This window comes from Arthrobacter sp. 01T425, from assembly GCF_056398725.1.
The window spans coordinates 23,653-50,126 of sequence record NZ_JBFTPY010000020.1 but is presented as its reverse complement, the minus strand read 5'-3'; the positions used below and the strand labels follow the sequence as shown (position 1 = coordinate 50,126).

General features: G+C 68.5%; 24 protein-coding genes. 15 read left to right on the top strand and 9 right to left on the bottom strand.

The features are described 5' to 3' along the window. Positions 1–49 precede the first annotated feature (49 nt). The gene (locus AC1DNG_RS18610; RefSeq protein ID WP_476887969.1) at positions 50–1,363 is read left to right on the top strand and encodes an MFS transporter; all 1,314 of its coding nucleotides are present in this window, start codon (positions 50–52) and stop codon (positions 1,361–1,363) included. 156 nt (positions 1,364–1,519) lie between these two features. On the opposite strand, the gene AC1DNG_RS18605 is transcribed toward AC1DNG_RS18610, so the two are convergent. Continuing rightward, entirely contained in the window at positions 1,520–1,906 is a 387-nt protein-coding gene (locus AC1DNG_RS18605; protein ID WP_476887968.1) for a DUF1844 domain-containing protein, read from the bottom strand. 437 nt (positions 1,907–2,343) lie between these two features. On the opposite strand from AC1DNG_RS18605, the gene infC reads away from it, so the two are divergent. The 4 genes from infC to AC1DNG_RS18585 all read left to right on the top strand — a co-directional run bounded on the left by infC (position 2,344) and on the right by AC1DNG_RS18585 (position 5,324). Further along, positions 2,344–3,459, top strand: a complete 1,116-nt coding sequence (infC, locus tag AC1DNG_RS18600) for a translation initiation factor IF-3 (protein ID WP_476887967.1) — start codon at positions 2,344–2,346, stop codon at positions 3,457–3,459. Between the two features lie 115 nt (positions 3,460–3,574). Next, complete coding sequence (gene rpmI / locus AC1DNG_RS18595; protein ID WP_003798720.1) at positions 3,575–3,769, top strand: 50S ribosomal protein L35; 195 nt, start codon at positions 3,575–3,577, stop codon at positions 3,767–3,769. Between the two features lie 122 nt (positions 3,770–3,891). Beyond that, positions 3,892–4,362 (top strand): 50S ribosomal protein L20, encoded by a 471-nt coding sequence (rplT, locus tag AC1DNG_RS18590; RefSeq protein WP_028277244.1) that lies wholly within the window; start codon positions 3,892–3,894, stop codon positions 4,360–4,362. 65 nt (positions 4,363–4,427) lie between these two features. Beyond that, complete coding sequence (locus tag AC1DNG_RS18585) at positions 4,428–5,324, top strand: TrmH family RNA methyltransferase (RefSeq protein ID WP_223917207.1); 897 nt, start codon at positions 4,428–4,430, stop codon at positions 5,322–5,324. Between the two features lie 149 nt (positions 5,325–5,473). Here the strand turns inward: AC1DNG_RS18585 and AC1DNG_RS18580 are convergent, their stop codons facing one another. Continuing rightward, positions 5,474–5,743 (bottom strand): GlsB/YeaQ/YmgE family stress response membrane protein, encoded by a 270-nt coding sequence (locus tag AC1DNG_RS18580; RefSeq protein ID WP_230010760.1) that lies wholly within the window; start codon positions 5,741–5,743, stop codon positions 5,474–5,476. 230 nt (positions 5,744–5,973) lie between these two features. Here AC1DNG_RS18580 and AC1DNG_RS18575 point away from each other — a divergent pair, with 230 nt between their 5' ends. Then, positions 5,974–6,894: a cation diffusion facilitator family transporter gene (locus AC1DNG_RS18575; RefSeq protein WP_079551287.1), complete on the top strand. Its 921-nt coding sequence runs from the start codon at positions 5,974–5,976 to the stop codon at positions 6,892–6,894. Between the two features lie 235 nt (positions 6,895–7,129). Here the strand turns inward: AC1DNG_RS18575 and AC1DNG_RS18570 are convergent, their stop codons facing one another. Continuing rightward, positions 7,130–8,338: an MFS transporter gene (locus AC1DNG_RS18570; protein WP_476849463.1), complete on the bottom strand. Its 1,209-nt coding sequence runs from the start codon at positions 8,336–8,338 to the stop codon at positions 7,130–7,132. A gap of 194 nt (positions 8,339–8,532) precedes the next feature. Here AC1DNG_RS18570 and AC1DNG_RS18565 point away from each other — a divergent pair, with 194 nt between their 5' ends. The 4 genes from AC1DNG_RS18565 (at position 8,533) to AC1DNG_RS18550 (ending at position 11,981) form a co-directional block, all read left to right on the top strand. After that, positions 8,533–8,997, top strand: a complete 465-nt coding sequence (locus tag AC1DNG_RS18565) for a (deoxy)nucleoside triphosphate pyrophosphohydrolase (RefSeq protein WP_476887966.1) — start codon at positions 8,533–8,535, stop codon at positions 8,995–8,997. A gap of 88 nt (positions 8,998–9,085) precedes the next feature. After that, on the top strand, positions 9,086–10,228 hold the full coding sequence (locus AC1DNG_RS18560; RefSeq protein WP_476859031.1) for a Re/Si-specific NAD(P)(+) transhydrogenase subunit alpha: 1,143 nt from the start codon (positions 9,086–9,088) through the stop codon (positions 10,226–10,228). Then, positions 10,228–10,611, top strand: coding sequence for an NAD(P) transhydrogenase subunit alpha part 2 (locus tag AC1DNG_RS18555; protein ID WP_230008096.1), 384 nt, complete (start codon positions 10,228–10,230; stop codon positions 10,609–10,611). The genes AC1DNG_RS18560 and AC1DNG_RS18555 overlap by 1 nt, the downstream gene beginning before the upstream one ends. After that, positions 10,608–11,981: an NAD(P)(+) transhydrogenase (Re/Si-specific) subunit beta gene (locus AC1DNG_RS18550; protein ID WP_223917215.1), complete on the top strand. Its 1,374-nt coding sequence runs from the start codon at positions 10,608–10,610 to the stop codon at positions 11,979–11,981. The genes AC1DNG_RS18555 and AC1DNG_RS18550 overlap by 4 nt, the downstream gene beginning before the upstream one ends. 91 nt (positions 11,982–12,072) lie before the next feature. On the opposite strand, the gene AC1DNG_RS18545 is transcribed toward AC1DNG_RS18550, so the two are convergent. After that, positions 12,073–13,200, bottom strand: a complete 1,128-nt coding sequence (locus AC1DNG_RS18545) for an Rv2578c family radical SAM protein (RefSeq protein WP_476887965.1) — start codon at positions 13,198–13,200, stop codon at positions 12,073–12,075. Between the two features lie 104 nt (positions 13,201–13,304). Continuing rightward, positions 13,305–13,607, bottom strand: coding sequence for a helix-turn-helix domain-containing protein (locus AC1DNG_RS18540; protein WP_476859029.1), 303 nt, complete (start codon positions 13,605–13,607; stop codon positions 13,305–13,307). Positions 13,608–13,670: 63 nt separating this feature from the next. Between AC1DNG_RS18540 and map the strand changes: the two genes are divergently transcribed. Together map and pcp are read left to right on the top strand one after the other, a co-directional pair. Next, a complete protein-coding gene (map, locus tag AC1DNG_RS18535) occupies positions 13,671–14,453 on the top strand; it encodes a type I methionyl aminopeptidase (protein ID WP_476887964.1) in 783 nt (260 codons plus the stop codon). Positions 14,454–14,562: 109 nt separating this feature from the next. Beyond that, on the top strand, positions 14,563–15,204 hold the full coding sequence (gene pcp, locus AC1DNG_RS18530) for a pyroglutamyl-peptidase I (protein ID WP_476887963.1): 642 nt from the start codon (positions 14,563–14,565) through the stop codon (positions 15,202–15,204). A gap of 82 nt (positions 15,205–15,286) precedes the next feature. Here pcp and AC1DNG_RS18525 read toward each other — a convergent pair whose 3' ends face one another. Continuing rightward, positions 15,287–15,925 (bottom strand): SIMPL domain-containing protein, encoded by a 639-nt coding sequence (locus AC1DNG_RS18525; protein WP_476887962.1) that lies wholly within the window; start codon positions 15,923–15,925, stop codon positions 15,287–15,289. Between the two features lies 1 nt (position 15,926). Further along, entirely contained in the window at positions 15,927–16,394 is a 468-nt protein-coding gene (locus tag AC1DNG_RS18520) for a hypothetical protein (protein ID WP_476887961.1), read from the bottom strand. 253 nt (positions 16,395–16,647) lie between these two features. Between AC1DNG_RS18520 and pheS the strand changes: the two genes are divergently transcribed. From pheS to AC1DNG_RS18505, 3 genes are read left to right on the top strand one after another with little or no spacing between them, the layout of a single operon-like run. After that, positions 16,648–17,709 (top strand): phenylalanine--tRNA ligase subunit alpha, encoded by a 1,062-nt coding sequence (pheS, locus tag AC1DNG_RS18515; RefSeq protein WP_476887960.1) that lies wholly within the window; start codon positions 16,648–16,650, stop codon positions 17,707–17,709. 2 nt (positions 17,710–17,711) lie between these two features. Continuing rightward, positions 17,712–20,255: a phenylalanine--tRNA ligase subunit beta gene (gene pheT / locus AC1DNG_RS18510; protein ID WP_476856413.1), complete on the top strand. Its 2,544-nt coding sequence runs from the start codon at positions 17,712–17,714 to the stop codon at positions 20,253–20,255. A gap of 45 nt (positions 20,256–20,300) precedes the next feature. Beyond that, positions 20,301–21,047 carry a 4'-phosphopantetheinyl transferase family protein gene (locus tag AC1DNG_RS18505; protein WP_476887959.1) on the top strand — a complete coding sequence of 249 codons (747 nt, stop codon included), beginning with the start codon at positions 20,301–20,303 and terminating at the stop codon, positions 21,045–21,047. 19 nt (positions 21,048–21,066) lie between these two features. Here the strand turns inward: AC1DNG_RS18505 and AC1DNG_RS18500 are convergent, their stop codons facing one another. After that, positions 21,067–22,491: a M1 family metallopeptidase gene (locus AC1DNG_RS18500; RefSeq protein ID WP_476872004.1), complete on the bottom strand. Its 1,425-nt coding sequence runs from the start codon at positions 22,489–22,491 to the stop codon at positions 21,067–21,069. A gap of 49 nt (positions 22,492–22,540) precedes the next feature. After that, positions 22,541–26,473 carry a Pls/PosA family non-ribosomal peptide synthetase gene (locus AC1DNG_RS18495; protein WP_476887982.1) on the bottom strand — a complete coding sequence of 1,311 codons (3,933 nt, stop codon included), beginning with the start codon at positions 26,471–26,473 and terminating at the stop codon, positions 22,541–22,543. Position 26,474 lies beyond the last annotated feature (1 nt).

The window sequence follows — 26,474 nt, the reverse complement described above, 5'->3', positions numbered from 1 at the left end:
GGGGGGACCTCCCGGTGCTGCCGTGGGCAGTACCAGAAGGATATAGTCCGTGAATTTCGCGCTTTACCGTCAGCTGCTGGCGATCCGGCCCATCAGGCGCCTCCTGTTGGTCGGCATGATCGCCCGCATACCGCACTCGGCGGCCGGCGTCCTGCTGACCCTGCACATCGTCCTGACCCTCGGCCAGGGCTACGCCGCCGCCGGAGCGGCCGCCGCCGTGATGACGATCGGTATCGCCGTCGGCGCGCCCTGGCGCGGACGCCGGGTCGACACCGTGGGGCTGCGAAAGGCGCTGATTCCGTCTGTGGTCTCCGAGGCCGTGATCTGGTCGATCGTGCCGCACGTGTCCTACGAGGCCCTGTTGCCCCTGGTCTTCATCGGGGGCCTGCTGACCCTGCCCATCTTCAGCGTGGTGCGGCAGTCGCTGGGCGTTCTGGCCCCCGGGGAACAGCGCCGGACTGCCTTTGCGCTCGACGCCATCGCCACCGAGCTGGTCTTCATGATCGGCCCGGCCGTCGGAGCCGTCGTCGCCACCAGCGGCCAGTCCGTCCTGGGCCTGACAGTCGTGGGAGTGGCCACATCCGTCTCCGGGCTCTTCCTCATGTGGTTCAACCCGCCCACCCGGAGTGCTTCCCCGGACGCCGGGCTTGAGGCGCAGGAGCTGGAGTGCGCGGAAGCCGCAGTGGTCGCCGCCGCGCCGGCCCACCTGCAGGAGGCAGCAGCCGAACTGGCACCCCTGGCGGCCGCCGCCGAGGAGCGCCGCCGGCGGGGATCCGGCCTGCGCCACAGGGTCATCCACAACTTCAGCTGGTTCACCGCCGCCGTAGCCGCCGTGTTTGCCGTCGGCGCAGGTGCCGGCATGGTCCTCAGCGGCACCGACGTCGGCATCGTCGCGGCGCTCCAGACCGGCGGCCACCAGGCCGAAATCGGCATCGTGTTCCTCTTCTGGTGCGCGGCCTCGGTGGTGGGCGGCGTCCTCTACGGTGCCATGCACCGGGCCGTTTCCCCGATCCTCCTGTTGCTGGGGATGTCAGCGCTGACGGTCCCGATGGCCTTCGCGACCGACGTCTGGACGCTCAGCCTGCTCGCGTTGCTGCCGGGTCTGCTGTGCGCGCCGGTGTTGTCCGCGGCCTCGGAAAAGGTGGCCGAACTGGTGGATGAAAGCCGGCGTGGCGAGGCGATGGGCTGGTACGGGTCATCGCTCACCGGCGGGGTGGCCCTGGGCGCGCCGCTTGCCGGGCTGTTCATTGACCTCATCGGCCCGTCGGCCGGCTTCGTCTCAGTGGGGTTGGCGGGCGTGGCCCTCTGCCTGGTGGGACTGGCCCTGCAACAGGTCCGGCGCAGCCGCCTGACCCGCGTCTGAATGCGGGCCTGCCGCCATTGCGCCACTCCGGGCACGCGCCCGGGCTTTGTGAACGGCAAATCCTGCGGACGGAAAAATGGTGCGGACGGAAAATAACGACGCCGGCGGGCGGACCTGGGTGGTCCGCACGCCGGCGTTGTCCTGGCTGACGGGTGCTTAGTTGACGGGGCCGGTGTACTTCTCGCCCGGGCCCTTGCCCGGCTCGTCCGGGATGATCGATTCTTCGCGGAAGGCCAGCTGGAGCGAACGGAGTCCGTCGCGCAACGGTCCAGCGTGCTGTGAGCCGATTTCGGGCGCCGCCGCGGTCACCAGACCGGCGAGGGCGGTGATCAGCTTGCGGGCCTCGTCCAGGTCCTTGAGGTCCTGGGCATTTTCCTCGGCGGCGAGGCCGAGCTTTACCGCGGCGGCGCTCATCAGGTGCACGGCGGCCGTGGTGATGACCTCGATGGAGGGGACTTCCGAGATGTCGCGGATCTGCTGCGAGACGTCCGCCTGGGCTGCCGCGGGCTCGAAGACGTGGGAATTACTATCTGAAGTGCTCATGCTGGTAAGCTTGTCACAGACCGACTAAATGTCGTTATTCTCAAGCTTTTATAGAATGCAGTGTTCTGACTGGCAGTGCTTGTCACTGAAGTTGGCGCCCGGCGATGCATACGTGCGTTGAACGGGTGTCTTTCTGTAGAGTTGGCTTTAGTTTGCAAGCGGAGTTCTCTCCCACCCGCGTCAGCCGCGAAACTTCCTTCGGGAAGCCCCTCCTGTCCAGGAGTCAAGGTTGCCGGGTACCTGGTCGGGCACTACCTCGGACTCCGGTCCGCAGGAAGTGCATGTTGCCCCATTGAGGGCGGCAGTTCCGATCTCGAGGCCTTCGATTGCTCCGGCAATTGGGGGCCTTCTCTTTTTGCCGGTGGAATACCCCTCACGAACACAGGAGCTTTAACATTAGCGAGCCAAGAATCAATGAGCGTATCCGCGTCCCCGAGGTGCGGCTGGTCGGCCCTGCAGGCGAACAAGTAGGAATTGTCCGTATTGAGGATGCCCTGCGTTTGGCTGCCGAGTCCGATCTTGATCTCGTTGAAGTTGCACCGCAGGCGAAGCCTCCGGTGTGCAAGCTGATGGACTTCGGCAAGTACAAGTACGAAGCCGCTGTCAAGGCACGCGAGGCCCGGAAGAACCAGACCAACACGGTCCTGAAGGAAATCCGTTTCCGCCTGAAGATCGACACCCACGACTACGAAACGAAGCGCGGACACGCGCTCCGCTTCCTCGGTGCCGGCGACAAGGTCAAGGCCATGATCCAGTTCCGCGGCCGCGAGCAGCAGCGCCCCGAGATGGGCATCCGCCTGCTCCAGCGCTTCGCCGACGACGTCGCCGAAGTTGGTGTGGTGGAGTCCAGCCCGCGCATCGATGGCCGCAACATGGTCATGGTGGTTGGCCCGCTGAAGAACAAGGCCGAAGCAAAGGCGGAGGCCCGCCGCGCAACGCAGCGCGCAGAAGCCAAGGCTGAGAACGAAGCCAAGGCTTCGGGACGCGTCGATGTCTCCGGTGGCAACGCCCCGCTGACCCAGACGCTGTCGGACCTCCTGCCGGAAGGCTACGTCGTATCGCCGGAGGCACCCGCAGCGGAGGCCCCCGTCGAAGAAGCCAAGGTTGAAGAGACCAAGGTCGAAGAAGCCAAGGTCGAAGAGGCCAAGGTTGAAGAGATCAAGGTTGAAGCGGCTCCGGTCGAAGAGACCAAGGCCGACGAGGCCCCCGCCCAGGACGTGCCGGCGGAAGCCGCACCGAAGGCAGCCGAGGAGCCGGCAGCAGCGAAGGCTCCGGCGGCTCCGAAGGCGGCCGAGAAGCCGGCAGCAGCGAAGGCTCCGGCGGCTCCGAAGGCGGCCGAGAAGCCGGCAGCAGCCAAGGCTCCTGCGACTCCGAAGGCCGCTCCGGCCCCGGCAGCAGCGAAGGCTCCCGAGGAAAAGGCAGCCGCTCCGGCAGCAGCACCGAAGCCGGTTGCTGCTCCGAAGCCGGTACCCAGGCCCGCAGCGCCGAAGCCCGCCGCACGGCCGGCCGCCCCCCGGGCAGCCGCCAAGCCTGGCACCAAGAAGACCAACTAGTTCACGGCTGCCGGACAGCAATGTCCGGCAGCAGGCAACCAGCACGCCGCCCGCAGGGGTGGCTGCACGAAAGAGCTGCAGACTTTTCTGCGGATACGTAAGGAGATCGGTTCCCATGCCGAAGATGAAGACCCACAGCGGTGCTAAGAAGCGCTTCAAGCTGACCGGTACCGGCAAGCTGCGCCGCCAGCAGGCCAACCGCCGCCACTACCTCGAGCACAAGTCCTCCCGGCTGACCCGTCGCCTTGCCGGCGACAAGATCGTCTTCAAGGGCGACGCCAAGGTCATCCGGAAGATGCTCGGCATCTAAGTTCCAAGTTCTCTGACTGTTCGCCACCTGGCAGCAGTCAACTACCAAAAAGGCTTCTCAGGCCAGCCGGACCGTTCCGGCAGTAGACGCTTGGGATCAGAAATTTTCTAAGGAGTACGCACGTGGCACGTGTGAAGAGGGCGGTTAACGCCCACAAGAAGCGCCGGGTTATCCTCGAACGCGCAAAGGGTTACCGCGGACAGCGTTCACGCCTGTACCGCAAGGCAAAAGAGCAGCTGCTGCACTCGTTTGTGTACAGCTATGGTGACCGTAAGAAGAAGAAGGGCGACTTCCGCCGTCTTTGGATCCAGCGCATCAACGCTGCATCCCGCGCCAACGGCCTGACCTACAACCGCCTGATCCAGGGCCTGAAGGCCGCTGAGGTTGAGGTTGACCGCCGTATGCTGGCCGAGCTGGCCGTTTCCGACGCCAACGCCTTCGCCGCGCTGGTCAAGGTCGCCAAGGACTCGCTGCCTGCCGACACGTCCGCTCCGGCCGTCCAGGCTGAGGCTGCTCCGGCTCCCAAGGCTGCCAAGAAGGCTCCCGCGAAGAAGCCTGCTGCCAAGAAGGCCGCCGACGAGGCTGCAAAGTAGTTCCTCCCGCAGTTGAAAGACTGTCTCGTTCAAGAGCCGGCTGGAATAGCCACTAAGGTTCTTATATGAACGAAACCGGGCGCCCGCAAGACTTTCCACTCTCCAACCCCCGAGCTGATCGGATGAGGAAGGTGGCACAGCTTGCCGGGCGCCCGGCCCGTTTAAAGCGTCGCGAGTTCCTGGCCGAAGGCCCGCAGGCGGTCCGTGAGGCTTTGGTCCTGCACCGGAAGAGGATCGCTGCGGGGGAGCCCGGCATCGTCTATGAGGTGTACGCCACCGAGGCCTGCCTGGACCGCCACCCGGAGCTGGAGCAGCTGGCCGAGGGAACCCACGCGCACCTCGCAACCGACGAAGTGATCGCTGCGATGGCGGACACCGTCACCCCACAGGGCATCATTGCCGTCTGCGGCTTCCTGGACGTGAGCCTTGAGCACGTGCTCGACACCGGCCCGCGGCTGATTGCCGTCCTGTGCCAGGTCCGGGACCCCGGCAACGCAGGCACCGTGTTGCGGGCGGCCGACGCCGCCGGCGCCGACGCCGTCATCCTGACCGGCTCGAGCGTGGATATCTACAACCCCAAGGCCGTGCGGTCGACGGCGGGTTCCCTGTTCCATCTGCCCGTTGTCCTCGGCGCGGAGGTCGAGGAAGTCGTGGCCCGCTGCCGGGAGCGTGGCGTCGGCGTGCTGGCCGCGGACGGCAAGGGACAACTGGACCTGGACCGTCTCCAGGACGAGAACGCGGCCCGCCGCCTGGGGGCATCCGCCGCCGAATCGGTGTACGCGTTGGAACAGCCGACCGCCTGGCTCTTCGGCAACGAGGCCCAAGGCCTGTCCGAGGACGAGATCGCGCTGGCCGACCACCGGGTGGCCGTGCCGGTGTACGGGGAAGCGGAAAGCCTGAACCTCGGCACCGCAGCCACTGTCTGCCTGTACGCCAGCGCCCGCTCCCAGCAAACCCCCTAGCCGCCCAGCAGGAAACCAGCGGGTCCGGCAGGAATTCCTGTCCGAAAAACGCAGGCCAAACGAAAGGCGGGGCCCACCGAATGGTGAGCCCCGCCGTCGTAGTGTCACTGCCGCCCCCGCACAAAGTGTGCGGCCAGTGCCTTGAAGAATTAGGTGGTGGTCTTGTTGCGCCCTGTGATGGCGCCGTAGATGAACGCGGCCGCGAGGCCACCGACGATGGCCAGGAGCCAGGAACCGAGATTCCAGAATTCCATCTTGCCGCCGCCGAACAGCAGGTCCCCGATCCAGCCGCCAACAATCGCGCCGACGACGCCGAGCACGAGGCTGGTAACCCAGCCGCCACCGACCCTGCCGGGCAAGAGTGCCTTGACGATTGCACCCACTATGAGTCCGAGAATGATCCAGCCAAGAAAGCCCATGTCTCCTCCTACATATTTTTCGGCATCCAAATTGTGAATACCGAATATGGCTTCAAGCTAACATAGGGCGGATTGCTTGTCAGCAGGGGACTACCCAATCGTTACGTGGCAGCGTTGGTCCCCGCCGCGGTTCGGCGCCGGCCCGGAAACCGGTACGGTATTCCTTGTGGGCGCTGGGTTCTTCCGGTGTTCGCATACACCCCGGAAGAACCCCATAAGGAGAAGCTCACGTGGCTGCAAATGGCGGTACCAAGGCGATTCTCGCGGCGCTGGCCGCAAACCTGACCATCGCCGTTTTGAAGTTCGTCGCCTACTTTCTGACGCTGTCCTCGTCCATGCTGGCCGAGGCGATTCACTCCCTCGCAGACTCCGGCAACCAGCTGCTGCTCCTGCTCGGCGGCAAACGCGCAAAGCGGGAAGCCAGCCCCGAGCACCCCTTCGGCTACGGCCGCGAGCGTTACATCTACGCCTTCATCGTTTCGATTGTGCTTTTCAGCGTCGGCGGCCTGTTCGCACTGTACGAGGCCTGGGGAAAAATCCAGCACCCGCACGCCATCGAAGGTGACTTCTGGTGGGTGCCGCTGGCCGTCCTGATCGGCGCGATCATTGCCGAGTCGTTCTCGTTCCGGACAGCGATCATCGAATCCAACCCCCTGCGTGGGAAGCAGAGCTGGGTTAAGTTCATCCGCAACGCCAAGCAGCCGGAACTCCCGGTGATCCTGCTCGAGGACTTCGGCGCCCTCGTGGGCCTGGTGTTCGCGCTCTTCGGCGTGGGCCTGACGCTCCTGACCGGGAACGGCATCTGGGACGCCCTCGGCACCGCGATGATCGGTCTGCTGCTCGTGGCGATCGCCGTGGTGCTGGCCATGGAAACCAAGTCCCTGCTGCTGGGCGAGTCGGCCACCCGCGATGACGTCGCCAAGATCCGCAGCGCGATCGAGGCCGGCGGCACCAGCATCATTCACCTCAAGACCATGCACCTTGGCCCCGAGGAGCTGCTGGTGGCGGCCAAGATCAGCATCGGCCGTTCGGACTCGGGCCAGGACATTGCGAAGGCGATTGATGACGCGGAGGTCCGGGTCCGGGAAGCCGTCCCGATTGCCCGGGTCATCTATCTGGAACCGGATGTGCAGCGCGTCAGCGCCCCCTGAGCCGCCCAGCCCACAGGGAGAACGGAAGCCCATAGGGAGAACGGCAGCCGCCAGATGGAACGGCAGCCCCTCAACAGAACAGCAGTCCTGCCCAGTGCATCACTGGACAGGACTGCTGTTCTTTTTGGAGCATCTGCACCCTGCTGCCTCGGCCTCTTCCTCTGCCGTTGGCGGGGTACCGCGGCCGAGGCTGTTCTGGCGGGTGGCGGGTGGCGGGTGGCGGGTGGCGGGGTGGCTAGGAGGCCAGCGGCCGCCGGCGTTCCACGGCGCCGCTGAAGGCGGCGACCCCGAGACCCAGCACGGCCAGGACGGCGCCCACGAGCGCGGGGGCGACGTAGCCCCAGCCCCAGGCGATCACCAGGCCGCCCAGGAAGGCACCGAGGGCGTTGGCGACGTTGAGCGCAGCATGGTTCAGCGAGGAGGCCAGCGACGGTGCATCAGGGGACGCATCGAGCAGCCTGGTCTGCAGGGCGGGAACGAGCATGGACCCGGCGGCGCCAACGACGAACACCATGACCAGCGCGGACCAGGCCCAGTGGACGCCCACGGCATAAACCACGAGTGCCACCGCCGTGCCGGGCAGGACCCAGTAAATCGTGCCCATGACGGATTTGTCGGCGATCCGGCCGCCAACGATGTTGCCCACCACCATGCCCACGCCGTACAGGGCCACGACCAGCGGCAGCCAGGCCGCCGGGAGGCCGGCGACGGAGGTCATGGTGTGCGAAATGTAGGTGTAGGTCGCGAAGAACCCGCCGAAGCCGACGATGCCGACCAGGATGGCAAGCCACACCTGCAGCCGCTTGAGCGCGCCGAGCTCCCTGCGGAAGCTGGCATCGGCGTGCGGTTTCTGGAACGGGACGAACTTCCACAGCATGAACAGCGTAATGATGCCGATCAGGCCCACCAGCAGGAACAGCAGCCGCCACCCGTAGCTCTGGCCCAGCCAGGTGGCGAAGGGGACGCCAATGACGTTGGACACCGTCAGCCCGGCCATGACCATCGAAATGGCCCAGCCCCGCTTGGTCGGCGCCACCAGGGAGGCGGCAATCACGGCCGCAACCCCGAAGAAGGCGCCGTGGGGGAGTCCCGCGGCGAACCGGGACACCAGCATGGAGCCGTAGTCCGGGGCGAGGAAGGAACTGAGGTTGGCGATGCTGAAGAAGAGCATGAGCCCGAGGGCCAGATACTTCCGCGGGAGTTTGGCCCCGACCGCGGCCAGCACCGGCGCGCCAATCACGACGCCGAGGGCGTAGGCCGAAATCAGGTGACCTGCCTCGGGCGTGCTGATGTTCAGGCCCTGTTCGATCTCCTTGAGCAGGCCCATCATGGTGAATTCCGTGGTGCCGATGCCAAAGCCGCCCATCGCGAGGGCAATGATTGCCATGGCAACGTGACGGGTGCCGGACTTGGTCGGCGCCGGGGCGTGTGTGGTGGTTGTCATTCGTCTTTTCGGAGAGATTTTCCGGGAGAGGCCGGATGGATCGGACAGATAAATATGCTTTTAAGAACCGGGAGGGGACGCCGAATATTCCGGAAGGTGTCGTGGCGGCCGCCTCCACCATTGTCCCCTACCGGGGCCGGCCCCGGCCCCGGCCCCCGGGCGCCGGACCCTGCGCCCGCCTTAGACTTGAGGGCGTGACTGGACTCATAGGCGTCGTTGGCGGCGCAGTAGTGGACTCCCTGGCCGACCCGGGCATGCTCCTTGTGGCCCGGCGCACGGCGCCGCCGCAGTTTGCCGGAATGTGGGAGTTCCCGGGCGGAAAAGTCGAACCAGGCGAGGCCGCCGAGGACGCCCTGCACCGCGAGCTCCGGGAAGAACTGGGCGTGCTGGTGCGGCTCGGGGCGGAGCTGCCCGCGGAAACCGCCGCGGGCTGGCCGCTCAACGCGAAGGCGGCGATGAGGGTCTGGTTCGCGGAGCTCGCGCAGGGAGAACCCCGGCCGCTGGAGGACCATGACGAATTGCGCTGGCTCGACCTCAGCAATCCGGCAGGGGTCCTGGACCTGCCGTGGATCCCGGCGGACCTCCCCATCGTCGAGGCCCTCCTGGCGGCTGTGCAGGCCACCGGGCCGCGCGGAGTGGAAGCGGGCCTGGGCCGCTGACCGGACCCGCCGCCGCGCTTCGGGAGCCCGCCTCTCGCCAAACGGTCAGGCATGTGCCTACTCTGATCCCAACCGAGAGGAGTGGCCCGTGCAGGTCGGTGTCGGACGAGAGCAGCGAGCCGGAGAACGCCGCGTCGCGGCCACACCGGAGACGGCCCGGCAGCTGACGGCGCTCGGGCTCCATCTTCTGGTCGAGAGCGGTGCCGGCACCGAAGCAGGGTTCGCCGACGCCGCCTTCAAGGAGGCCGGCGCGACGGTCATCTCCGAGCTCCCGTTGGAGGCCCTGGACGTCCTGCTGCATGTCCGCGCGCTCACCCCGGAGGCCGCGGCCCGGCTGCGGCCCGGCACCGTCACCATCGGGCTGGCATCGCCGTCCTCGGAGCTGCCGACCGTCCGGACACTCGCCGCTGCCGGGATCACCTCGTTCGCCCTGGAGCTGCTTCCGCGGATCTCCCGGGCGCAGTCCATGGATGCGCTCAGCTCCCAGTCCCTGGTCACGGGCTACCGCGCCGTGCTGGAAGCCGCCGTCCGCTACCCGCGGTTCTTCCCGCTCTACATGACCGCCGCCGGTACCATCCCGCCGGCGAGGGTGCTCGTCCTTGGGGCCGGCGTCGCCGGGCTGCAGGCGATCGGCACGGCAAAGCGGCTCGGCGCCCGGGTCTCGGCCAACGACATCCGGGCCGCCTCCGCCGAGGAAGTCGCCTCGATGGGCGGCACGTTCATCAACCTGGACATCGATGCGGCGGCAGACGGAACCGGAGGCTACGCCCGTGCCCTCGGTGAGGACCGGGCGCAACGCCAGCGCAGCCTCCTGGCCCCGCATGTCGCGGCGGCGGACGTCCTGATCACGACGGCGGCCATCCCCGGCCGGGCCGCTCCCTTGCTGGTGACCACCGCCATGGTGGCCGGCATGCGGGCAGGATCCGTCGTCGTCGACCTCGCCGCGGAGTCCGGAGGCAACGTCGAAGGCGTGATCGCCGGCCAGGACGTGCAGGTGCCGGTCGACGGCGGATCGGTCACGCTCGTGGGTTTGCAGGACGCGGCATCCGCCATGCCCTCGGACGCGTCCCGGCTTTTCGCCCGGAACGTCAGCAACTTCCTCGCGCTCATGACCGACTGCGGCTCGGTGGCCCCGGACTTCGACGACGACGTGGTCGCCGGAACGTGCCTGACCCACGGCGGCACGGTGCGGCACGCCCCCACCGCGGAAGCATTGGAAAGGGAGGCGTGATGGGCCCCGTCGTGTTGCTGACCGTGGTGGTGCTCGCGGTGTTCGTTGGCTTCGAAGTCGTCTCCAAGGTCACCAGCAAACTGCACACACCGCTCATGTCCGGCGCCAACGCCATCCACGGCATCATCCTGGTCGGCGCCATCATCGTCGCCGGACAGGCCAGTGACCCGTGGGTCCTCGGCGTCGCGCTCCTGGCCGTCGTCCTGGCCACCGTCAACCTGGTGGGCGGCTTTGTGGTCACGGACCGGATGCTGGAGATGTTCAGCGCCCACAAACGGACACGCATCCCCGCCCCAAGCGGCGCCGCCAAGGCTGGCGGAACCGCGGGCGAAGGACACCCCGGTGAGGGGAGCTCCGCCGACGCGGCGGGGGAGTCCAAATGAGCCTCCTGAGCCCCGAATGGACAGCCCTGCTCTACCTTGTGGCCGCCGTCTGCTTCATCCTGGCGCTCAAGGGCCTCAGCTCGCCACGAACTGCCCGCCGCGGCAACGCCATCGGCGCGGCCGGGGCGCTGCTCGCCGTCGTCACCGTCTTCCTCTCCGCGCGGCTGGAAAATGTTCCACTCATCCTCGCGGCCATCGCCGTGGGCTCCGCGATTGCCTTCCCCGTGGCGCGCCGGGTGCAGATGACCCAGATGCCCCAACTCGTGGCGCTCTTCAACGGCGTCGGAGGCGGGGCCGCGGCGCTCGTCGCCGTACTGGAACTTGGCCACCAGGAAGATCCCTGGGTCCGCCTGGCCGTCGTCTTCACCATGCTGGTGGGCGCCGTATCCTTCGCCGGCTCCGCGGTGACCGTGGGCAAGCTGCAGGAGCTCATCAGCACCCGTCCGCTGCTGTTTCCCGGGATGCCCTGGGTGATGGGGGCCGTCCTGCTGGGGGCGGTCATCTCAGGAGCTCTGGTGGTCCTGACCGGGTCGCTGGGCTGGTCGCTCGCATTGCTGGGCCTGGGCCTCGCCGCAGGGCTGCTCCTGGTGCTGCCCGTGGGCGGGGCGGACGTGCCGATCGTGATCTCCCTGCTGAATGCCTTCACGGGGCTGGCGGTGGCAGCGTCGGGCGTGGTCCTGGGCAATGTCCTGCTGCTGGTCGCCGGGACGCTCGTGGGCGCGAGCGGCACCATCCTGACCAAGGTCATGGCCTCGGCCATGGGGCGCGGAGTCGGCGGAATCATGTTCGGGGCGTTCAAGGGCGGCTCGACGGCGGGTTCCACCGCCCTGAGCGACCGGCCAGTGCGTTCCTCGTCCCCGGAGGACATTGCCGTCCAGCTCGGCTACGCCCAGCGGGTGGTGATCGTTCCCGGTTATGGGCTCGCCGTGGCCCAGGGCCAGCACACAGTGGCGGAGCTTGCCACGGCCCTGGGCGCGCGCGGCGTGGACGTCGTGTTCGCCATCCATCCCGTGGCGGGACGCATGCCGGGCCACATGAACGTGCTGCTGGCCGAGGCCAACGTGCCGTACGAGTCACTGCGGGAGCTCGCGGAAGTCAATCCCGAATTCGCGACCACGGACATCGTCCTGGTAGTCGGGGCCAATGACGTCGTCAACCCGGCGGCCAAGTCTTCGCCGGGTTCGCCGATTTACGGGATGCCGATCCTGGAAGTGGTGCAGGCCCAGCAGGTCGTGTTCCTGAAGCGGTCCATGCGCCCGGGGTTTGCCGGCATCGAGAATGAGCTCCTGCACGATCCCAAGACCACGCTCCTGTTCGGGGACGCCAAGGATTCGCTGGCCAGGGTGCTCGGCGCAGTCAAGGCGCTCTAGGCATCCTGCGCCCGGCGGCTCAGGGCACTTTCCGCTCCGGCTGACTGCGCAGGGGAGCACATGGCTCTGTGTGCTTGAGGTGGAGCTGGCTTCAAAACAGTGTGGGCTGGGCCGCGCCGGAACGGGCAGCGCCGGAATGGCGTGGGCTTGCGTGCCCCGCGGTGTCCGGGATGCTCCCGGCCGGGTACTGGGCTTCTTCCTCCCGGGCGTTGTCATGTTCGCTGCCCCCGTCAAGGTCCCGGTGGCTGAAGCCCTGAGATCCGGAGAAGCCGTGCAGGTCCTTGAAATACCGGACCCGTCCTGCCAGCCACGCGCGGTATTCCTTGGATGCGTACGACCCGCTGCCGTACAGCCGGCGGTACTTGCCGGCCAGTTGGGGATGTTCGCGGGCGATCCACTGCATGAACCATTCACGGGTGCCCGGCTTCAGGTACAGCGCACCGGCCGTGACCCCTGTGGCGCCGGCCGCCGCGAGGGCCCCGAAGAGGGAGTCGAGGGCGTCGTCGCTGTCGGAGAGCCACGGCAGGATGGGCATGGCCATGACGCCGCAGGGCAGGCCCGCTTCCCGCAGACGGGAGATGAGCTTCAGCCGGGCCCGTGGCCCAGGCGTGCCCGGTTCCACGGCTTCGGACAGCTGCTCGTTGGTCATGGCCAGCGAGATGCCCACGCCCACCGGCACCTGGGCCGCGGCATGCTTCAGCAGCGGGATGTCCCGGGCAAGGAGCGTGCCCTTGGTGAGGATGGACAGGGGAGTGCCGGAATCGGCGAGGGCACCGATGATGCCGGGCATGAGCTGGTAGCGGCCCTCGGCGCGCTGGTACGGGTCCGTGTTGGTGCCGAGGGCCACGTGCTCGTGCCGCCAGGAGGGCTTGGCCAGCTCCTTGCGCAGGATCTCGGCGGCGTTGATCTTGACCACCACCTGGCTGTCGAAGTCCAGTCCGGCGTCGAAGTCCAGATAGGTGTGGCTCTTGCGCGCGAAGCAGTAGACGCAGGCGTGGCTGCAGCCGCGGTAGGGGTTGACGGTCCAGTCGAACGGCATCCGCGAACCGGCGACCACCTTGTTGAGCACCGATTTGGCGGTGACCTCATGGAAGGTGATCCCGGCAAACTCCGGGGTGGAAACCGTCCGCACGAGTCCGGCCAGGGGCAGCAGGGCAGCCGTGGGCGAAGCGGCGGCCGGGGAATCGCCGCGCTCGAGTGCTTGTGCGTCCCATCTCATGCCTATATTCGAATGTATGTTCGACTGAATGTCAAGGATGCTGACGGAACCACGCGGGTGCCAGTTGCGGCATCGGGCGGCCTGCGCAGCTGCGGGGATGGGGCTTACGAAGCCAGCCGCTCACGGGCGTTGTGATCAGGGCCGGTCGGTTCATTGCCGCGTTTGGTCTGGTTGACCTCGGCCCACACAGCATCGAGGGAGAGTCCGAGGACGCCGGCGATAGCGGCGATGGTCGGGAAGGCGGGGGTCGCTACGCGGCCCGTCTCGATCTTCCGGAGGGTTTCCGGTGAGACGCGTGCATCGAGCGCGATGTCGAGCATCGAGCGTTCCCCCCTGGCGCGGCGCAACAGGGCGCCGAGGCGCTGTCCGCGCTCGATCTCTGCGAATGTGAGGGGCAACCTGACCATGGCTTCGATTATACCGGGATAATATGACCGGTATAGTTATTGGACGCGCGAGAAAGGCGCCGCATGATCGAGATCCTGAATCCCACCGAACTTGCCCGGGCAAAAGACACAGGCGCCCTTGTCGCTGACATCCTGCAGACGCTGAAGAACCGCAGCACGGTCGGCGCGAACCTCCTGGACCTCGACCGATGGGCGCAGGCCATGATCGCCGAGGCTGGTGCGCAGTCCTGTTACGCCGACTACGAGCCGTCCTTCGGCCGCGGGCCGTTCGGACACTACATCTGCACGGCCGTCAACGACGCCGTGCTCCACGGACTCCCACGCGACTACACGCTGGCCGACGGGGACCTGCTGACACTCGACCTCGCAGTCTCCAAGCGGGGAGTCGCAGCAGACTCCGCCATCAGCTTCATCGTGGGCGGCTCAAAGCCCCCGGAAAGCGTCGCGATGATTAACGCGACCGAGCGCGCGTTGAGCGCAGGGATAGCCGCTGCCCGGCCCGGAGCCAGGATCGGCGACATCTCCCATGCCATCGGCTCAGTCCTTGGCGAGGCGGGGTACCCGATCAACACCGAGTTCGGGGGCCATGGCATCGGATCGACCATGCACCAGGACCCGCACATTCCCAACACCGGACGGCCAGGCCGTGGCTACAAGCTGCGCCCCGGGCTGCTGCTCGCCCTGGAGCCATGGGTCATGGCCGACACCGCTGAACTCATCACCGACGCCGACGGGTGGACGCTCCGAAGTGCGACCGGCTGCCGGACAGCACACAGTGAGCACACGATCGCCATCACCAACGACGGGGCCGAAATCCTCACCCTGCCGACGCGGACAGACGCGTGAGGCCGGAGCGACACCTGCCCCGGCGGCCAAGTGTGGACGGGGCCGGGTTAAGGGTGCCGCGGGGGTGGCGCCTTGCCGGGCAGTGGAAGGGCGTTGTTAGGCTGGGGCGATGATTCTCCTGACCGGGTTCGAGCCATTTGGCGGCGATACGGCCAATCCGTCGTGGGCAGCGGCCCGTGCGGCGGCACGGCTGCTCCAATCCGAAGGGCTGGATGTCCAGGCGGTGGAATTGCCATGCGTCTTCGGCGAGTCGGCCAAGGTGCTGGCGGAGGCCCTCGAGCGTTTCACGCCGGAGCTTGTGCTGTGCGCCGGCCAGGCCGGCGGGAGGGCGCGCATCTCGCTGGAACGGGTGGCCATCAATTGTGACGACGCCCGGATTCCGGACAATGCCGGCAATCAGCCCGTGGACGAACCCGTAGTCCCGGGCGGACCGGCAGCCTATTTCACGTCGCTGCCCGTCAAGGCGGCGCTCGCGGCGTTGACCGCAGAGCAGATCCCGGCCGAAGTGTCCCAAAGTGCCGGGACCTATGTCTGCAACCACGTCTTCTACACGCTCATGCACGCCCTGCGGCTACGCCCGGGCACCAGGGGAGGCTTTGTCCACGTCCCCTACCAGGACACGCAGCTTCCGGCCGGAAGCAGTGCCCCCTCGCTGCCGGCCGCCCAGATGGCGGCGGCACTCGCCGTCGTCGTGCGCACTGCGCTGGCGACGACGGCGGATCTCAAGCTCGCTGCCGGCGCAACCCACTAGCCCAAGCCGGTCATCCGCCGCCCGAAGCGGTGGCGGCCGCCGTCGGCGACGCGAAACAACTGCTTCCACAATTACTGGACAATCATTCCAGCAGTTCCCAGACGACGCCGATGGTGGCGGTGACGCCCGACTCACCGGCCTCGACGGTGAGTGAGGCCACCGCCGCTTCCCGCTGCATCTTCGCCACGGGGATCGGCGCCTGGAAGCCGGTGTGCTGAGTGAGGGACAGGACCCTGCCAAGCCCGGTTCCTGCGAGGGCGGCGTAATGCTCGGCGGTGGTGCGGGCGTCCTGCCAGGCGGCCTCCCGGGCCCGGGCTTCCACGGCCGAGGGGTCGGCGAAGCCGAGGGTCAGCCCGTTCAGCCGGACGGCGTCGCCGCCGGCAGCAACCGCCGCGGCAAGGATCTGCGAGGACGCGGACAACTCGCGGATCCTGACGGTGAGCGTGCTGGAGGCCAGATAGCCGGTCACGGTCTGGCCCCGGCCATCCTGCCAGTTCAGCTCGGCCCGGACGTTCAGCCCCGAGGTGGATAAGTCCGCGCTGTCCACGCCGTGCTGCCGGAGCTCCGACGTGATGGCGGCCGACCGCGTTCCGGCCTCGCCGTAGGCCTCGGCCACGGTCTCGCGGCGGCATTCAACGCCGATCGACACGGTCAGCAGGTCCGGCACCGCCTCGGCGCTGCCGGTTCCTGCAACGGAGATGCTTCGGGGGCTGTCTGTCATGTCAGGCCTCGTAACGTTCGGGGGCGGCGCCCATTCTGCGGTGCGTGCGTGGTCTGGTTCCGGGCAGGCCGGGCCGGGGGTAGCCGCCCGCTTCCAGGCCGGCATGGCGCTCGAAGATGTTGGCGCTGCCCGGGTTGCCCGTGCGCCAGAGGGACCAGCCGGCGGCCATGAAGTACAGCGGAAGGAAGGGCAGCCCGAGGCACCAGGCGTATTGGGTGCTGTGGCGCTCCTCGTGGCCCAGCAGCACTGGATTGGCGCGGGCGGATTCCGGTCCGGCCCGGAAGAGGATCACGTTGCCCACCGTGAAGGCCGCAGCAAACGGCAACCGCCAGCGGTAGCGGCCAGCGATCAGCAATCCGCGCGGACCGGAGCTGACGGTTGTCCGCGCACAGGCTGCCAGCAGCAGGCCCAGCAGGGTGGAGCCGTTGAGCAAGTTGGCGATCTGGCGAAGCCGTTGTCCGGGCGTCATGAGGCCATGGTAACCGGGGGTGTGCCCGGCAGTCAGGGGTCCGCCGGGATGTCCCGTGCCCTTGGAATCCCGGCGTTGGCGTGCCCAGGGGCAGCCGGCACCGCTGCGTCACGTGCGGGGCGGCCGTGCCATGCCGCCGACGGCCGTCTACTAGACTGGGGACAGTGACCACAAGCCTTGCCGAGAACCTGCGCCGCGCCCTGTGCCCGGCGCACGCTGTTGGCATGATCCGACTCGTAGCTAAGAACAGTAGATGACTGAAACTTTGCCGGACGCAGCCGTCCCGAATCCTCTGGATGAAGCCGCCATTACCGCCGCCGTAGACCAGGCCGTTGCCGCCATCGCCGCCGCCGCGACCCTCGATGAACTCAAGACCGTGCGCCTCGCCCACACGGGCGAGAAGTCCGCCCTGAGCCTCGCCAACCGTGAGATCGGCGCGCTGCCCAAGGACCAGAAGGCCGCCGCCGGCAAGCTCATGGGCGCCTCGAGGGGACGGGTCAACAAGGCGCTCGCGGACCGCACGGTCGCGCTCGAGGCCGAGAACGACGCGCGGATCCTCGTCGAAGAGACCGTGGATGTCACGGCAGCGCCGCGCCGGCGCACGGCCGGTGCACGGCACCCGCTGTCCACGCTGCAGGACCGCGTGGCGGACATCTTTGTCGGCATGGGTTGGGAAATCGCCGAAGGGCCCGAGGTCGAGTCCGAATGGTTTAACTTCGATGCCCTGAACTTCAAGCCGGACCACCCCGCCCGCGACATGCAGGACACGTTCTTCGTCGAGCCGCCCGAGGCCCACCTGCTCATGCGCACGCACACCTCGCCGGTGCAGGTCCGCTCCATGCTGGAACGGGAGCTGCCCATCTATGTGCTGTGCCCGGGCAAGGTGTTCCGCACGGACGAGCTCGACGCGACGCACACCCCCGTGTTCCACCAGTTCGAGGGCCTGGCCATCGACAAGAACCTGAGCATGGCGGACCTCCGCGGCACCCTGGAGCACTTCGCACGCCAGATGTTCGGCGCGGAAGCCCAGATCCGGCTGCGGCCCAACTACTTTCCGTTCACCGAGCCCTCCGCGGAGCTGGACATCTGGCACCCGGGCGCCAAGGGCGGCCCCAGCTGGATCGAGTGGGGCGGTTGCGGCATGGTCAACGCCAATGTCCTGCGCGCGGCCGGGATCGACCCGGACATCTATTCAGGCTTTGCCTTCGGCATGGGCATCGAACGCACCCTCATGTTCCGCAACGAGGTTGGCGACATGCGCGACATGATTGAAGGCGACGTACGTTTCAGCGAGCACTTCGGGATGGAGATCTAACAGTGCGTATCCCACTTTCATGGCTGCGCGAATTCGCGCAGGTACCGGCCGAAGCGACGGCCGAAGACGTCATGGCCGAGCTCGTCAAGGTCGGGCTCGAAGAAGAAGCAGTCCACCGGCCCACGGACGCCGTCCAGGGTCCGATCGTGGTGGGCCAGGTGCTCAGCATCGTCAAGGAACCCCAGTCCAACGGCAAGACCATCAACTGGTGCCAGGTCCGGGTCGTCCCCGAGGGCAGTGAGCAGACCCTCACCGGCGCCGGCATCGATCCCTCCGGCGTGCAGGGCATCATCTGCGGCGCCCACAACTTCGTGGAAGGCGACAAGGTGGTGGTCACCCTCCCAGGCGCCGTGCTGCCGGGCGACTTCCGGATCTCCGCGCGCAAGACCTACGGGCACCTCTCTGCCGGCATGATCGCCTCCGTCCGCGAACTCGGCATCGGGGAGGACCACGACGGCATCCTGGTGCTGTCCCGGATCGGCCTCGACCCGGAACTGGGCACCGACGCGATGGAACTGCTCGGCCTCTACGACCAGGCCGCCGAAATCAACGTCACCCCTGACCGCAGCTACTGCTTCTCCATCCGCGGTGCGGCCCGTGAATACGCGCACGCCACCGGCACCGTGTTCACGGACCCGGTCTCCAAGGTCCAGGTTCCGCAGTCGCTCTCCGGCGGCTACGGCGTCAAGCTCAACGACGACGCCCCCATCTACGGCAAGCCCGGCTGCGACCGTTTCGTGGCACGCACCGTGCGCGGTGTCGATGCCACCCGGCCCACCCCGCCGTGGATGACCTCCCGTCTCCGGCTCGCCGGCATCCGGTCCATCTCCCTGCCGGTGGACATCTCCAACTACGTCATGCTCGAGCTCGGGCAGCCGAACCACTGCTATGACCTGGACAAGCTGGCCGGCGACATCGTGGTCCGGCGGGCCACTGCGGGGGAGAAGATCACCACCCTGGACGACAAGGAGCGCACGCTCGACGTCGAGGATCTGCTGATCACGGACGAATCCGGGCCCATCGGAATCGCCGGTGTCATGGGCGGTGCCCACACCGAAGTCTCGGACACCACCACGAACGTCCTGGTCGAGGCCGCGCACTTCGACGAGGTCTCGATCGCCCGTGCCCGCCGCCGGCACAAGCTGCCCTCCGAGGCGTCCAAGCGCTTCGAACGCGGCGTGGACTGGCAGGTGGCCGACGTGGCCGCCCAGCGTGTGGTGGACTTGCTGGTCGAACTCGCCGGCGGAACGGCCGACGAGGCCGGGACCGACGTCGGGACCGCGCCGGACGCCGTCACCATCGAACTGCCGGCAGAGTACGCGGCAGCCCGGATCGGGATCGACTTCACCGAGGAACAGATCCTGACCTCGCTCGAGGACCTCGGCGCCGTCGTTGCCAAGACCGGCAACGGCTACACGGTGACCGCCCCGAGCTGGCGCCAGGACCTCGAGACCAAGGACGACCTCACCGAGGAAATCGCCCGGCTGGTTGGCTACGACAAGATCCCGGCGACCCTGCCTGTGGCGCCCCCGGGCCGTGGCCTGACCCGCGTCCAGCAGCAGCGCCGCCGCCTGATCCAGGCCCTCGCCGACGCCGGACTCACCGAGGTGCTGGCGTATCCGTTCGTCTCGAAGGCCGCCAATGACACCTTTGGCGTCCCCGCCGAAGGTGCGGAGCGCAAGGCCCTCAAGCTGGCCAACCCGATCAGCGAGGAGCACGGCTTCCTGCGGACCTCCGTCCTGCCGGGCCTGATCGAGGTTGCCAAGCGCAACCACTCCCGCGGCTTCCGCGACCTCGCCCTTTTCGAGGCCGGGCTCGTGTTCCTGCCGGGCGAGAAGCTTGGCACCTCCGCGATTCCGCCGCTCGGCGTCAAGCCCGGCGACGACGTGCTCGATGCCCTGTACGACGGCGTCCCGGACCAGCCGCTGCACCTCGCCGCCGTGCTCACGGGGCACGACTCTCCCGCTGCCCCGGGCCACGCCCCGCGGGCCTGGGACTGGGCGGATGCGGTGGACATCGCCCGGATCGCCGGCGACGTGATCGGCGTCGAGCTCCTGGTCACGCAGGGCCGGCATCAGGCCTTCCACCCGGGCCGGGCGGCGCAGCTTGAACTGCGCACCGGCGAAGTGGTGGGCTACGCCGGCGAGCTGCACCCGAAGCTGCTGGCGGCGCACGACATGCCGGCCCGTTCCGTGGCACTGGAACTGAACGCCGACGCCCTCTTCGAGGCAGCCGCCGACGTGATCGTGGCCCGGCACATCTCGACGTACCCGGTGGCCACGCAGGACGTGGCCCTGGTGGTGGCGCAGGACGTCCCGGCCGGGGAGGTGCTGGCTGCGCTGCGTGAAGGCGCCGGCGAACTGCTCGAGGACGTCGCGTTGTTCGATGTCTACGCGGGCAAGGGCATCGAGGAAGGCAAGAAGTCGCTGGCGTTCAGCCTGCGCTTCCGCGCCGACGACCGCACCCTGACGGCGGACGAGGCCTCGGAGGCCCGTGAAGGTGCCGTGGCCGCCGCCCACGAACGATTCGGAGCGGTGCAGCGCTGAGGACTGCGCTGGTCACAGCGCAGACGTTTCTGAAAGGGGCGGGTCATGGCATCACACCTTGTTGTGGGTGCCTGCCCGCCCTTTCGCGTTCCGGGCGACCCCCGTGTTCCCAGGGACCTGGGGGCGACAGTGGACGCGGCACCAGCCCTTTACCCGGAACCGGAGCTGGAACGCGACTCCCGCTCCCTGCTGGACGGGGCCGAACTCGTCCGGGCCCGGGCCATGACCCGGCGGACCCGGGAGGACTTCCTGCACGGGCGGCTCGCGCAGCGCCGGTTCGCCGCCGGCCTGCTCGGCGTTCCGGCGTCGGACCTCACCGCGTGGTACAGCTGCCCTCGGTGCGGCACCGGCGCGGACATCTCACACGGCCGGCCCGGCTACCTGCTCCGGGGCCAGGCGGCGCCGCTGCTGCTGAGCCTGTCCCGTGCGGCCGGCTGGACGCTTCTGGCCGGGGTCGTGGACCCGGACCCGGGCGAGCACCTGGGCATCGACGTCGAGAATCCTGCCCGGGCGGACTTCGACGGGTTCGACGACGTCGTCTTGACCCCGGCGGAACAACGGCACCTCGCCGGGCTGGGCGGCATCGCGCTGCTGCAGGGCAGGGCGCGCCTGTGGGCGCGCAAGGAGGCCTGGCTCAAAATGCTGGGCACCGGGCTGCAGACGGCCCCGGACACCCTCGATGTGCTGGCGCCAACAGTGAACGGCCGCGCAGGGCTCCGGGACCTGCCGCCGGCAGAGACGGGCCTGCCCGCTGACCTCGTGGCAGCCGTCGCCCTGGCGGTCCTTCCCTAGTCAGGGCTCCGGCCCCTGATCAGATCTTGGGCGGCGTTGCCTGCGGGAGCGGCGGCAGGGCGTCGGCGAACAGCCAGGGGTGCAACAGGGCCTCTGCGTCCAGGCCCGTCGTGTGGGCGGCCGCGACGATGAAGTCGGCGGTGGTCACGGTGCCGTGCCGGAAGCGGTCCGTCCAGTCGTGCAGCAGAGCGAAGAACGCCAGGTCGCCGCAGCGTACCCGCAGGGCGTGCAGGGCCAGGGCGCCGCGTTTGTAGACCCGGTCGTCAAACATCAGTTCGGGGCCGGGGTCGCCCACCATCAGGTCCTGCGGGGCAGCGGCGAGCTTGCGCCAGGCGGCGCGCGCGCGGGCAGCCGCCGACATGATGCCGGCCTCTTCAGACCAGATCCATTCCGCGTAGCAGGCAAAGCCCTCGTGCAGCCAGATGTCCTTCCAGGTCGCAGTAGTCAGGGAGTTCCCGAACCACTGGTGGGCGAGTTCGTGGGCGATCATCCGCTGTGATTCCCAGTCCTGCCGCAGATGGTTGGGCCCCAGGATGGACAGTGTCTGCGCTTCCAGCGGGATTTCCAGGACGTCGTCGGTGACCACCACCGTGTACTCCGGGAACGGGTATGGCCCAAAGCAGTTCGTGAAGGTCCGCATCATGTCGGGCTGGCGGGCCAGGGCGGCCCGGGCGCCCGCCTGCAGCGACGCCGGCACGGCCACATACTGCGGAACGTGCCCTGAGGGCCGGTCGGCATTGAGCGTCAGGAGCCCGTAGCGGCCGATCTGGACCGTGGCCAGGTAGGTGGCCATGGGTTCGGCCTGCTCAAAGACCCAGGTCTCGCGGCTGGCCCTGCTGGTGCGGGAGAGCAGCACCCCGTTGCACACGGCCCGGTAGTTCGCGTCGGTGGTCACGGTGATGAGGTAACTCGCTTTGTCCCGCGGGTGGTCATTGCACGGAAACCAGGAGGCTGCCCCGTTGGGCTGCCCGGCGACCAGCACCCCATCGGAGAGCTCCTCCCAGCCCACTTCGCCCCACACGCCGCGGCGCGGCGCGGGGTACCCCTCATAGCGGATGTCCAGCGTGAAGGCCTCGGTGGCGAGCAGCGGGTTGTCGGGGTAGACAACGAGCTGCTCGGCCCGCTGCGTGAACCGGCGTACCCTGCGCCCGTTGAGCTGGATCTTCGTGGCCCGCAAGCCGGCCAGGTCCAGGACGATCGCCGACGTCGGGAGCTGCGTGATGGCGTGCAGGACGGCGTGCCCGGCAAGGCGGTTGCTGCTGACCCGGTAGTCCAGATCGAGTTCATACCGGGTGACGCGGTAGGCATTGGTCCCGTGGCCGGGCATATAGGGGTCCGGGGCGCCGGCCTCCGGGCTCGTGGCCCGGCTGATTTCGCGGCTGATTTCCCCGCTGATGTCCCCGCGGGCGGCGGCGCCGCTGCTGCTTGGTGCGCTGGTGCTCAATGGACGGACCTTCGGTTGTGGTGCTGGTTGACGTGCGCAGGCGCCGGGCCTAACGGGGCCCTGCGGGCGGTGCCGGCCCGTCCCAGGGGCTGACCGGATTGCCCATCCAGTACGTCCCGGCAGGGACGGTTTCGCCCCGCATGACGAGGGACGCCGGCCCCACCGTGCCGCCGCTGCCGATCCTGGCCTGCGGCAGGATGACGCCGTGCGGGCCCATGGTGGCTCCGTCATCGAGCGTAACAGTGTCGATGCTCATGACACGGTCATGGAACAGATGGGTCTGGACCACGCACCCGCGGTTGACGGTCGAATTCCTGCCGAGGGTGACGAGGTCCGCCTCCGGCAGCCAGTAGCTTTCGCACCAGGTCCCGGCACCGATTTTCGCGCCGAGTGCCCGCAGCCACCACACGAGAGCCGGTGTCCCCGTGGCGGCGCGCGCGAACCACGGGGCGCTGACCATCTCAATGAACGTGTCCACTACCTCGTTCCGCCAAATGAAGGAGCTCCACAGCGGGTGCTCGCCGGGGCGGATGCGGCCCACCAGCAGCCACTTGGCCACGACGGCGCTGCCCGCGGCCGTGGCCCCGGCGAGCAGGATCACCACCCCGCTCAGGAGAGCGGCGACTCCGTAGTTGAACAGGGCCGCCATCGCGTCGAACGCGAGCATGACACCGACGGCGATGACGACCGTCAGCATGACCGGGACGAACCGGCACAGCTCCCACAGGGCGCGCGCGACCTTCAGCTTCCGGGGCGGCTGGTAGGTCCGTGTGTCGTCCGAGGCGATGGCGGTGCGCCGCAGCCGCACCGGCGGGCTGCCGAGCCACGAGGTGCCGGACTTCGCCTTGGCCGGCGTCGCGGACAAGACCGCCACGAGGGAGTTCTTGGGCACGCTGCGCCCGGCCGCCGTCATGCCCGAGTTGCCCAGGAAAGACCGCTTGCCGATCTTGGCCGGGGCTATGTGCATCCAGCCGCCGTCGAGTTCGTAGGACGCCACCATCGTGTCGTCGGCCAGGAACGCGCCCTCGCCCACGGTGGTCATGCGCGGGATCAGCAGCACTGTCGAGGCCTCCACGTTGCGGCCGACCTTCGCACCGAGAAGCCGCAGCCAGACCGGCGTAAAGAGGCTGGCGTAGATCGGGAACAGCAGATCCCGGGCCAGATCCAGTACCCGCTCGGTCGCCCAGACCTGCCACCCGATCCGGCTCCGGACCCGGTAGTAGCCTTCAGCGAGGCCGACGCTGAGGAGCCTCGTCGTGGCCAGGATCAGCAGCAGGTTGGTCAGGAACCATGCCAGCGCCGCCAGCGGGATCGAGAGCGCTATGCCGGGCAGGGCCGCGGGCAGTGAGGAGCTGCCCTGGATGAACGCGAAGATCACCAAGCCCGCGACGGCGGCGGAGACGTAGGGGATGAGCGCCAGCATGGCGGAGGCGGCGGCGAAACCGGCGAACCACAACCGGCCCATCAGCCGGTGCTCGTCCGGGGAGTCCGGCCACGAGTGCCGGGCCTTGCCACGGCGCTCGGCCGGCGACCCGGCCACGAGCTGTCCCGCCTTGACCTTGCCGATCACAGCGGAACCCGGCTCCACCTGCGCCCCGGCACCCACCGTGGCTCCCGGCATCAGCGTGCTGCGGGCCCCCACGCTTGCGCCGGGGCCAATCCGGATGGCGCCGATGTGGACACGGTCGCCGTCGATCCACCAGCCGGACAGATCGACTTCGGGCTCGATATTGGACCCTGTGCCGAGGGTCAGCATCCCGGTGACGGGCGGCAGCGAGTGCAGCTGGACGTTCTCGCCGATCTTCGCCCCGAGCGCTTTCGCGTAGTAGGGCACCCAGGGCGCGCTGGCGAGGCTGATGGCGCCGGCCAGGTCCTGGATCTGTTCCGCGAGCCAGAGCCGGAGGTGCACCCGCCCGGACCGGGGATAGGTGCCAGGCACCACGTTGCGCAGCAGGATGCGGGCGGCGGCGACGGAGAGCAGCATCCGCCCGGCGGGACTGACGAAGACCAGCCAGGAAGCTCCCACCCACCACCATGAGATCGTTGGCGCGGCGCTGAATCCGGCGACGGCGGCCAGCAGGTTGTTGGCTGCCATCAGGTAGGTCAGCCAGCGCATGCCGACCAGGATGTGCAAGGGAACGCCCAGGAGCGTCTGGAAGGCCTGTGACTTCCGCGCGGTGGGCCGGACGGTGCGCTCCTGGGCGGCGACGGCACCACCCTCCGGCAGCGACTGCCGGGCCTCGTCCACCAGGGCGCCCACCCGGGGTGTCGCGTAGATATCGGCCACCGTGATGGTGGGATAGCGGACGCGGAGGGCGGACACGAGCTGCGCGGCGGCCAGCGAGCCGCCGCCGTAGGCGAAGAAGTCGGCATCGAGGCTGGTGACCGCGCTTCCCAGCACGGCGCTCCACTGCTCCACGATCCACTGCGCGTCCTCCGGCAGGTTCAGCGGGGCACCTTCGGCCTCCGCCGCTCCGGTTCCACTGAGCGGCCAGGGCAGGGCGTGGCGGTCCACTTTGCCGCTGGTCTTGGTCGGCAGCGAATCGACGAGCGTCAGCAGCGGAATGAGGGGCGCGGGCAGGCGTTCGCCCAGCAGTTCACGGGCGGCCGCGAGGTCGATGTCCCGGCCCGCGACGGCGGCAAGGTAGCCGACCAGGATCTGGTTGCCGGCCGCGGTGGTCTGCACGGCGGCGGCGGCGCCGGCGATATCCGGCAGGGACTGCAGGGCGGCGTCGATTTCGCCGAGCTCGATCCGGCGGCCGCCGAGCTTGACCTGCTCATCGGCGCGGCCCTGGAAAATGAGGCCTTCTGCTTCGTACCTGACGAGGTCGCCGGAGCGGTAGGCGCGCGGCCAGCCCAGGGACGGCATGGGGGCATATTTTTCCGCGTCCTTGACCGGGTCAAGGTACCGGGCCAGCCCGACGCCGCCGATGATCAGTTCGCCCACCGCGCCTTCGGCGACGGGCAGCGAATCGGCGTCGACGACGGCGAGGTCCCAGCCGTCCAGCGGCAGGCCGATCCGGATGGGGCCGGGCGCGCCGAGCTGCGCGGCGCACGCGACCACGGTAGCCTCGGTGGGCCCGTAGGTGTTCCATACTTCGCGTCCTTCGACGGCGAGCCGTTCGGCAAGGTCGGGCGGGCACGCCTCCCCGCCGAAGATCAGCAGCCGGACACTTTCCAGCGACTCCACGGGCCAGAGAGCGGCCAGTGTGGGGACAGTGGAGACCACGGTGATGCCGTGGCTGATGAGCCAGGGGCCGAGGTCCATCCCGGTCCGTACCAGCGCCCGGGGTGCCGGAACCAGGCAGGCGCCGTGGCGCCACGCGAGCCACATTTCCTCGCAGGAGGCATCGAAGGCAACGGACAGGCCGGCCAGCACCCGGTCCTGCGGGCCCACCGGATCGGCCTGCAGGAAGATGCGGGCCTCGGCGTCCACGAACGCGGCGGCCGAGCGGTGCCGGACCGCGACGCCCTTGGGGGTGCCGGTGGAGCCGGAGGTGAAAATGACCCACGCGTCGTCGTCGGGGCCCGGCGGCCTCGCGTCGGGGAACGGGCGGGGGCGGTTGCTGTCCGTGACAATCTTCCCGCCGGCGCGGAGGATGCCGGCCACCCTCGCCTCCCCGAAGACCAGTTTGGCCCGTTCGTCGGGATCGTCGGCGTCTACGGGGACATAGGCCGCACCGACCAGCAGCACCGCCAGGATCGAGACGTAGAGTTCGTTGGTGCCCGACGGGATCCGGACGCCGATCTTGTCGCCGGCACCCAGCCCGGCGAGGTGCAGTTTCCGGGCGGTGGCCCGGACCTCGTCCATGAGCTGGGCGTAACTGAGCGAACGGTGGCCGTCGTCGAGCGCCGAAGCGTCCGGGTACCGGGCCGCAGTATCCCGGACGATGTCTATCAGCGTGCGCTCCGGCGGGGCGGAGAGGGCGCCCGGCAGCTGGGGCTCGTGGACGGTGGGACGGGGAGCGGGAAGACTCTGCACC

Coding starts and splice junctions, on each gene's coding strand:
- pheS (WP_476887960.1), top strand. CDS start 16,648: ATGACTGAAACTTTGCCGGACGCAGCCGTCCCGAATCCTCTGGATGAA.
- AC1DNG_RS18545 (WP_476887965.1), bottom strand. CDS start 13,200: ATGAGATGGGACGCACAAGCACTCGAGCGCGGCGATTCCCCGGCCGCC.
- AC1DNG_RS18550 (WP_223917215.1), top strand. CDS start 10,608: ATGAGCCTCCTGAGCCCCGAATGGACAGCCCTGCTCTACCTTGTGGCC.
- AC1DNG_RS18580 (WP_230010760.1), bottom strand. CDS start 5,743: ATGGGCTTTCTTGGCTGGATCATTCTCGGACTCATAGTGGGTGCAATC.
- AC1DNG_RS18585 (WP_223917207.1), top strand. CDS start 4,428: ATGAACGAAACCGGGCGCCCGCAAGACTTTCCACTCTCCAACCCCCGA.
- AC1DNG_RS18505 (WP_476887959.1), top strand. CDS start 20,301: ATGGCATCACACCTTGTTGTGGGTGCCTGCCCGCCCTTTCGCGTTCCG.
- AC1DNG_RS18555 (WP_230008096.1), top strand. CDS start 10,228: ATGGGCCCCGTCGTGTTGCTGACCGTGGTGGTGCTCGCGGTGTTCGTT.
- AC1DNG_RS18525 (WP_476887962.1), bottom strand. CDS start 15,925: ATGACAGACAGCCCCCGAAGCATCTCCGTTGCAGGAACCGGCAGCGCC.
- map (WP_476887964.1), top strand. CDS start 13,671: ATGATCGAGATCCTGAATCCCACCGAACTTGCCCGGGCAAAAGACACA.
- rpmI (WP_003798720.1), top strand. CDS start 3,575: ATGCCGAAGATGAAGACCCACAGCGGTGCTAAGAAGCGCTTCAAGCTG.
- AC1DNG_RS18520 (WP_476887961.1), bottom strand. CDS start 16,394: ATGACGCCCGGACAACGGCTTCGCCAGATCGCCAACTTGCTCAACGGC.
- AC1DNG_RS18605 (WP_476887968.1), bottom strand. CDS start 1,906: ATGAGCACTTCAGATAGTAATTCCCACGTCTTCGAGCCCGCGGCAGCC.
- AC1DNG_RS18570 (WP_476849463.1), bottom strand. CDS start 8,338: ATGACAACCACCACACACGCCCCGGCGCCGACCAAGTCCGGCACCCGT.
- AC1DNG_RS18540 (WP_476859029.1), bottom strand. CDS start 13,607: ATGGTCAGGTTGCCCCTCACATTCGCAGAGATCGAGCGCGGACAGCGC.
- pcp (WP_476887963.1), top strand. CDS start 14,563: ATGATTCTCCTGACCGGGTTCGAGCCATTTGGCGGCGATACGGCCAAT.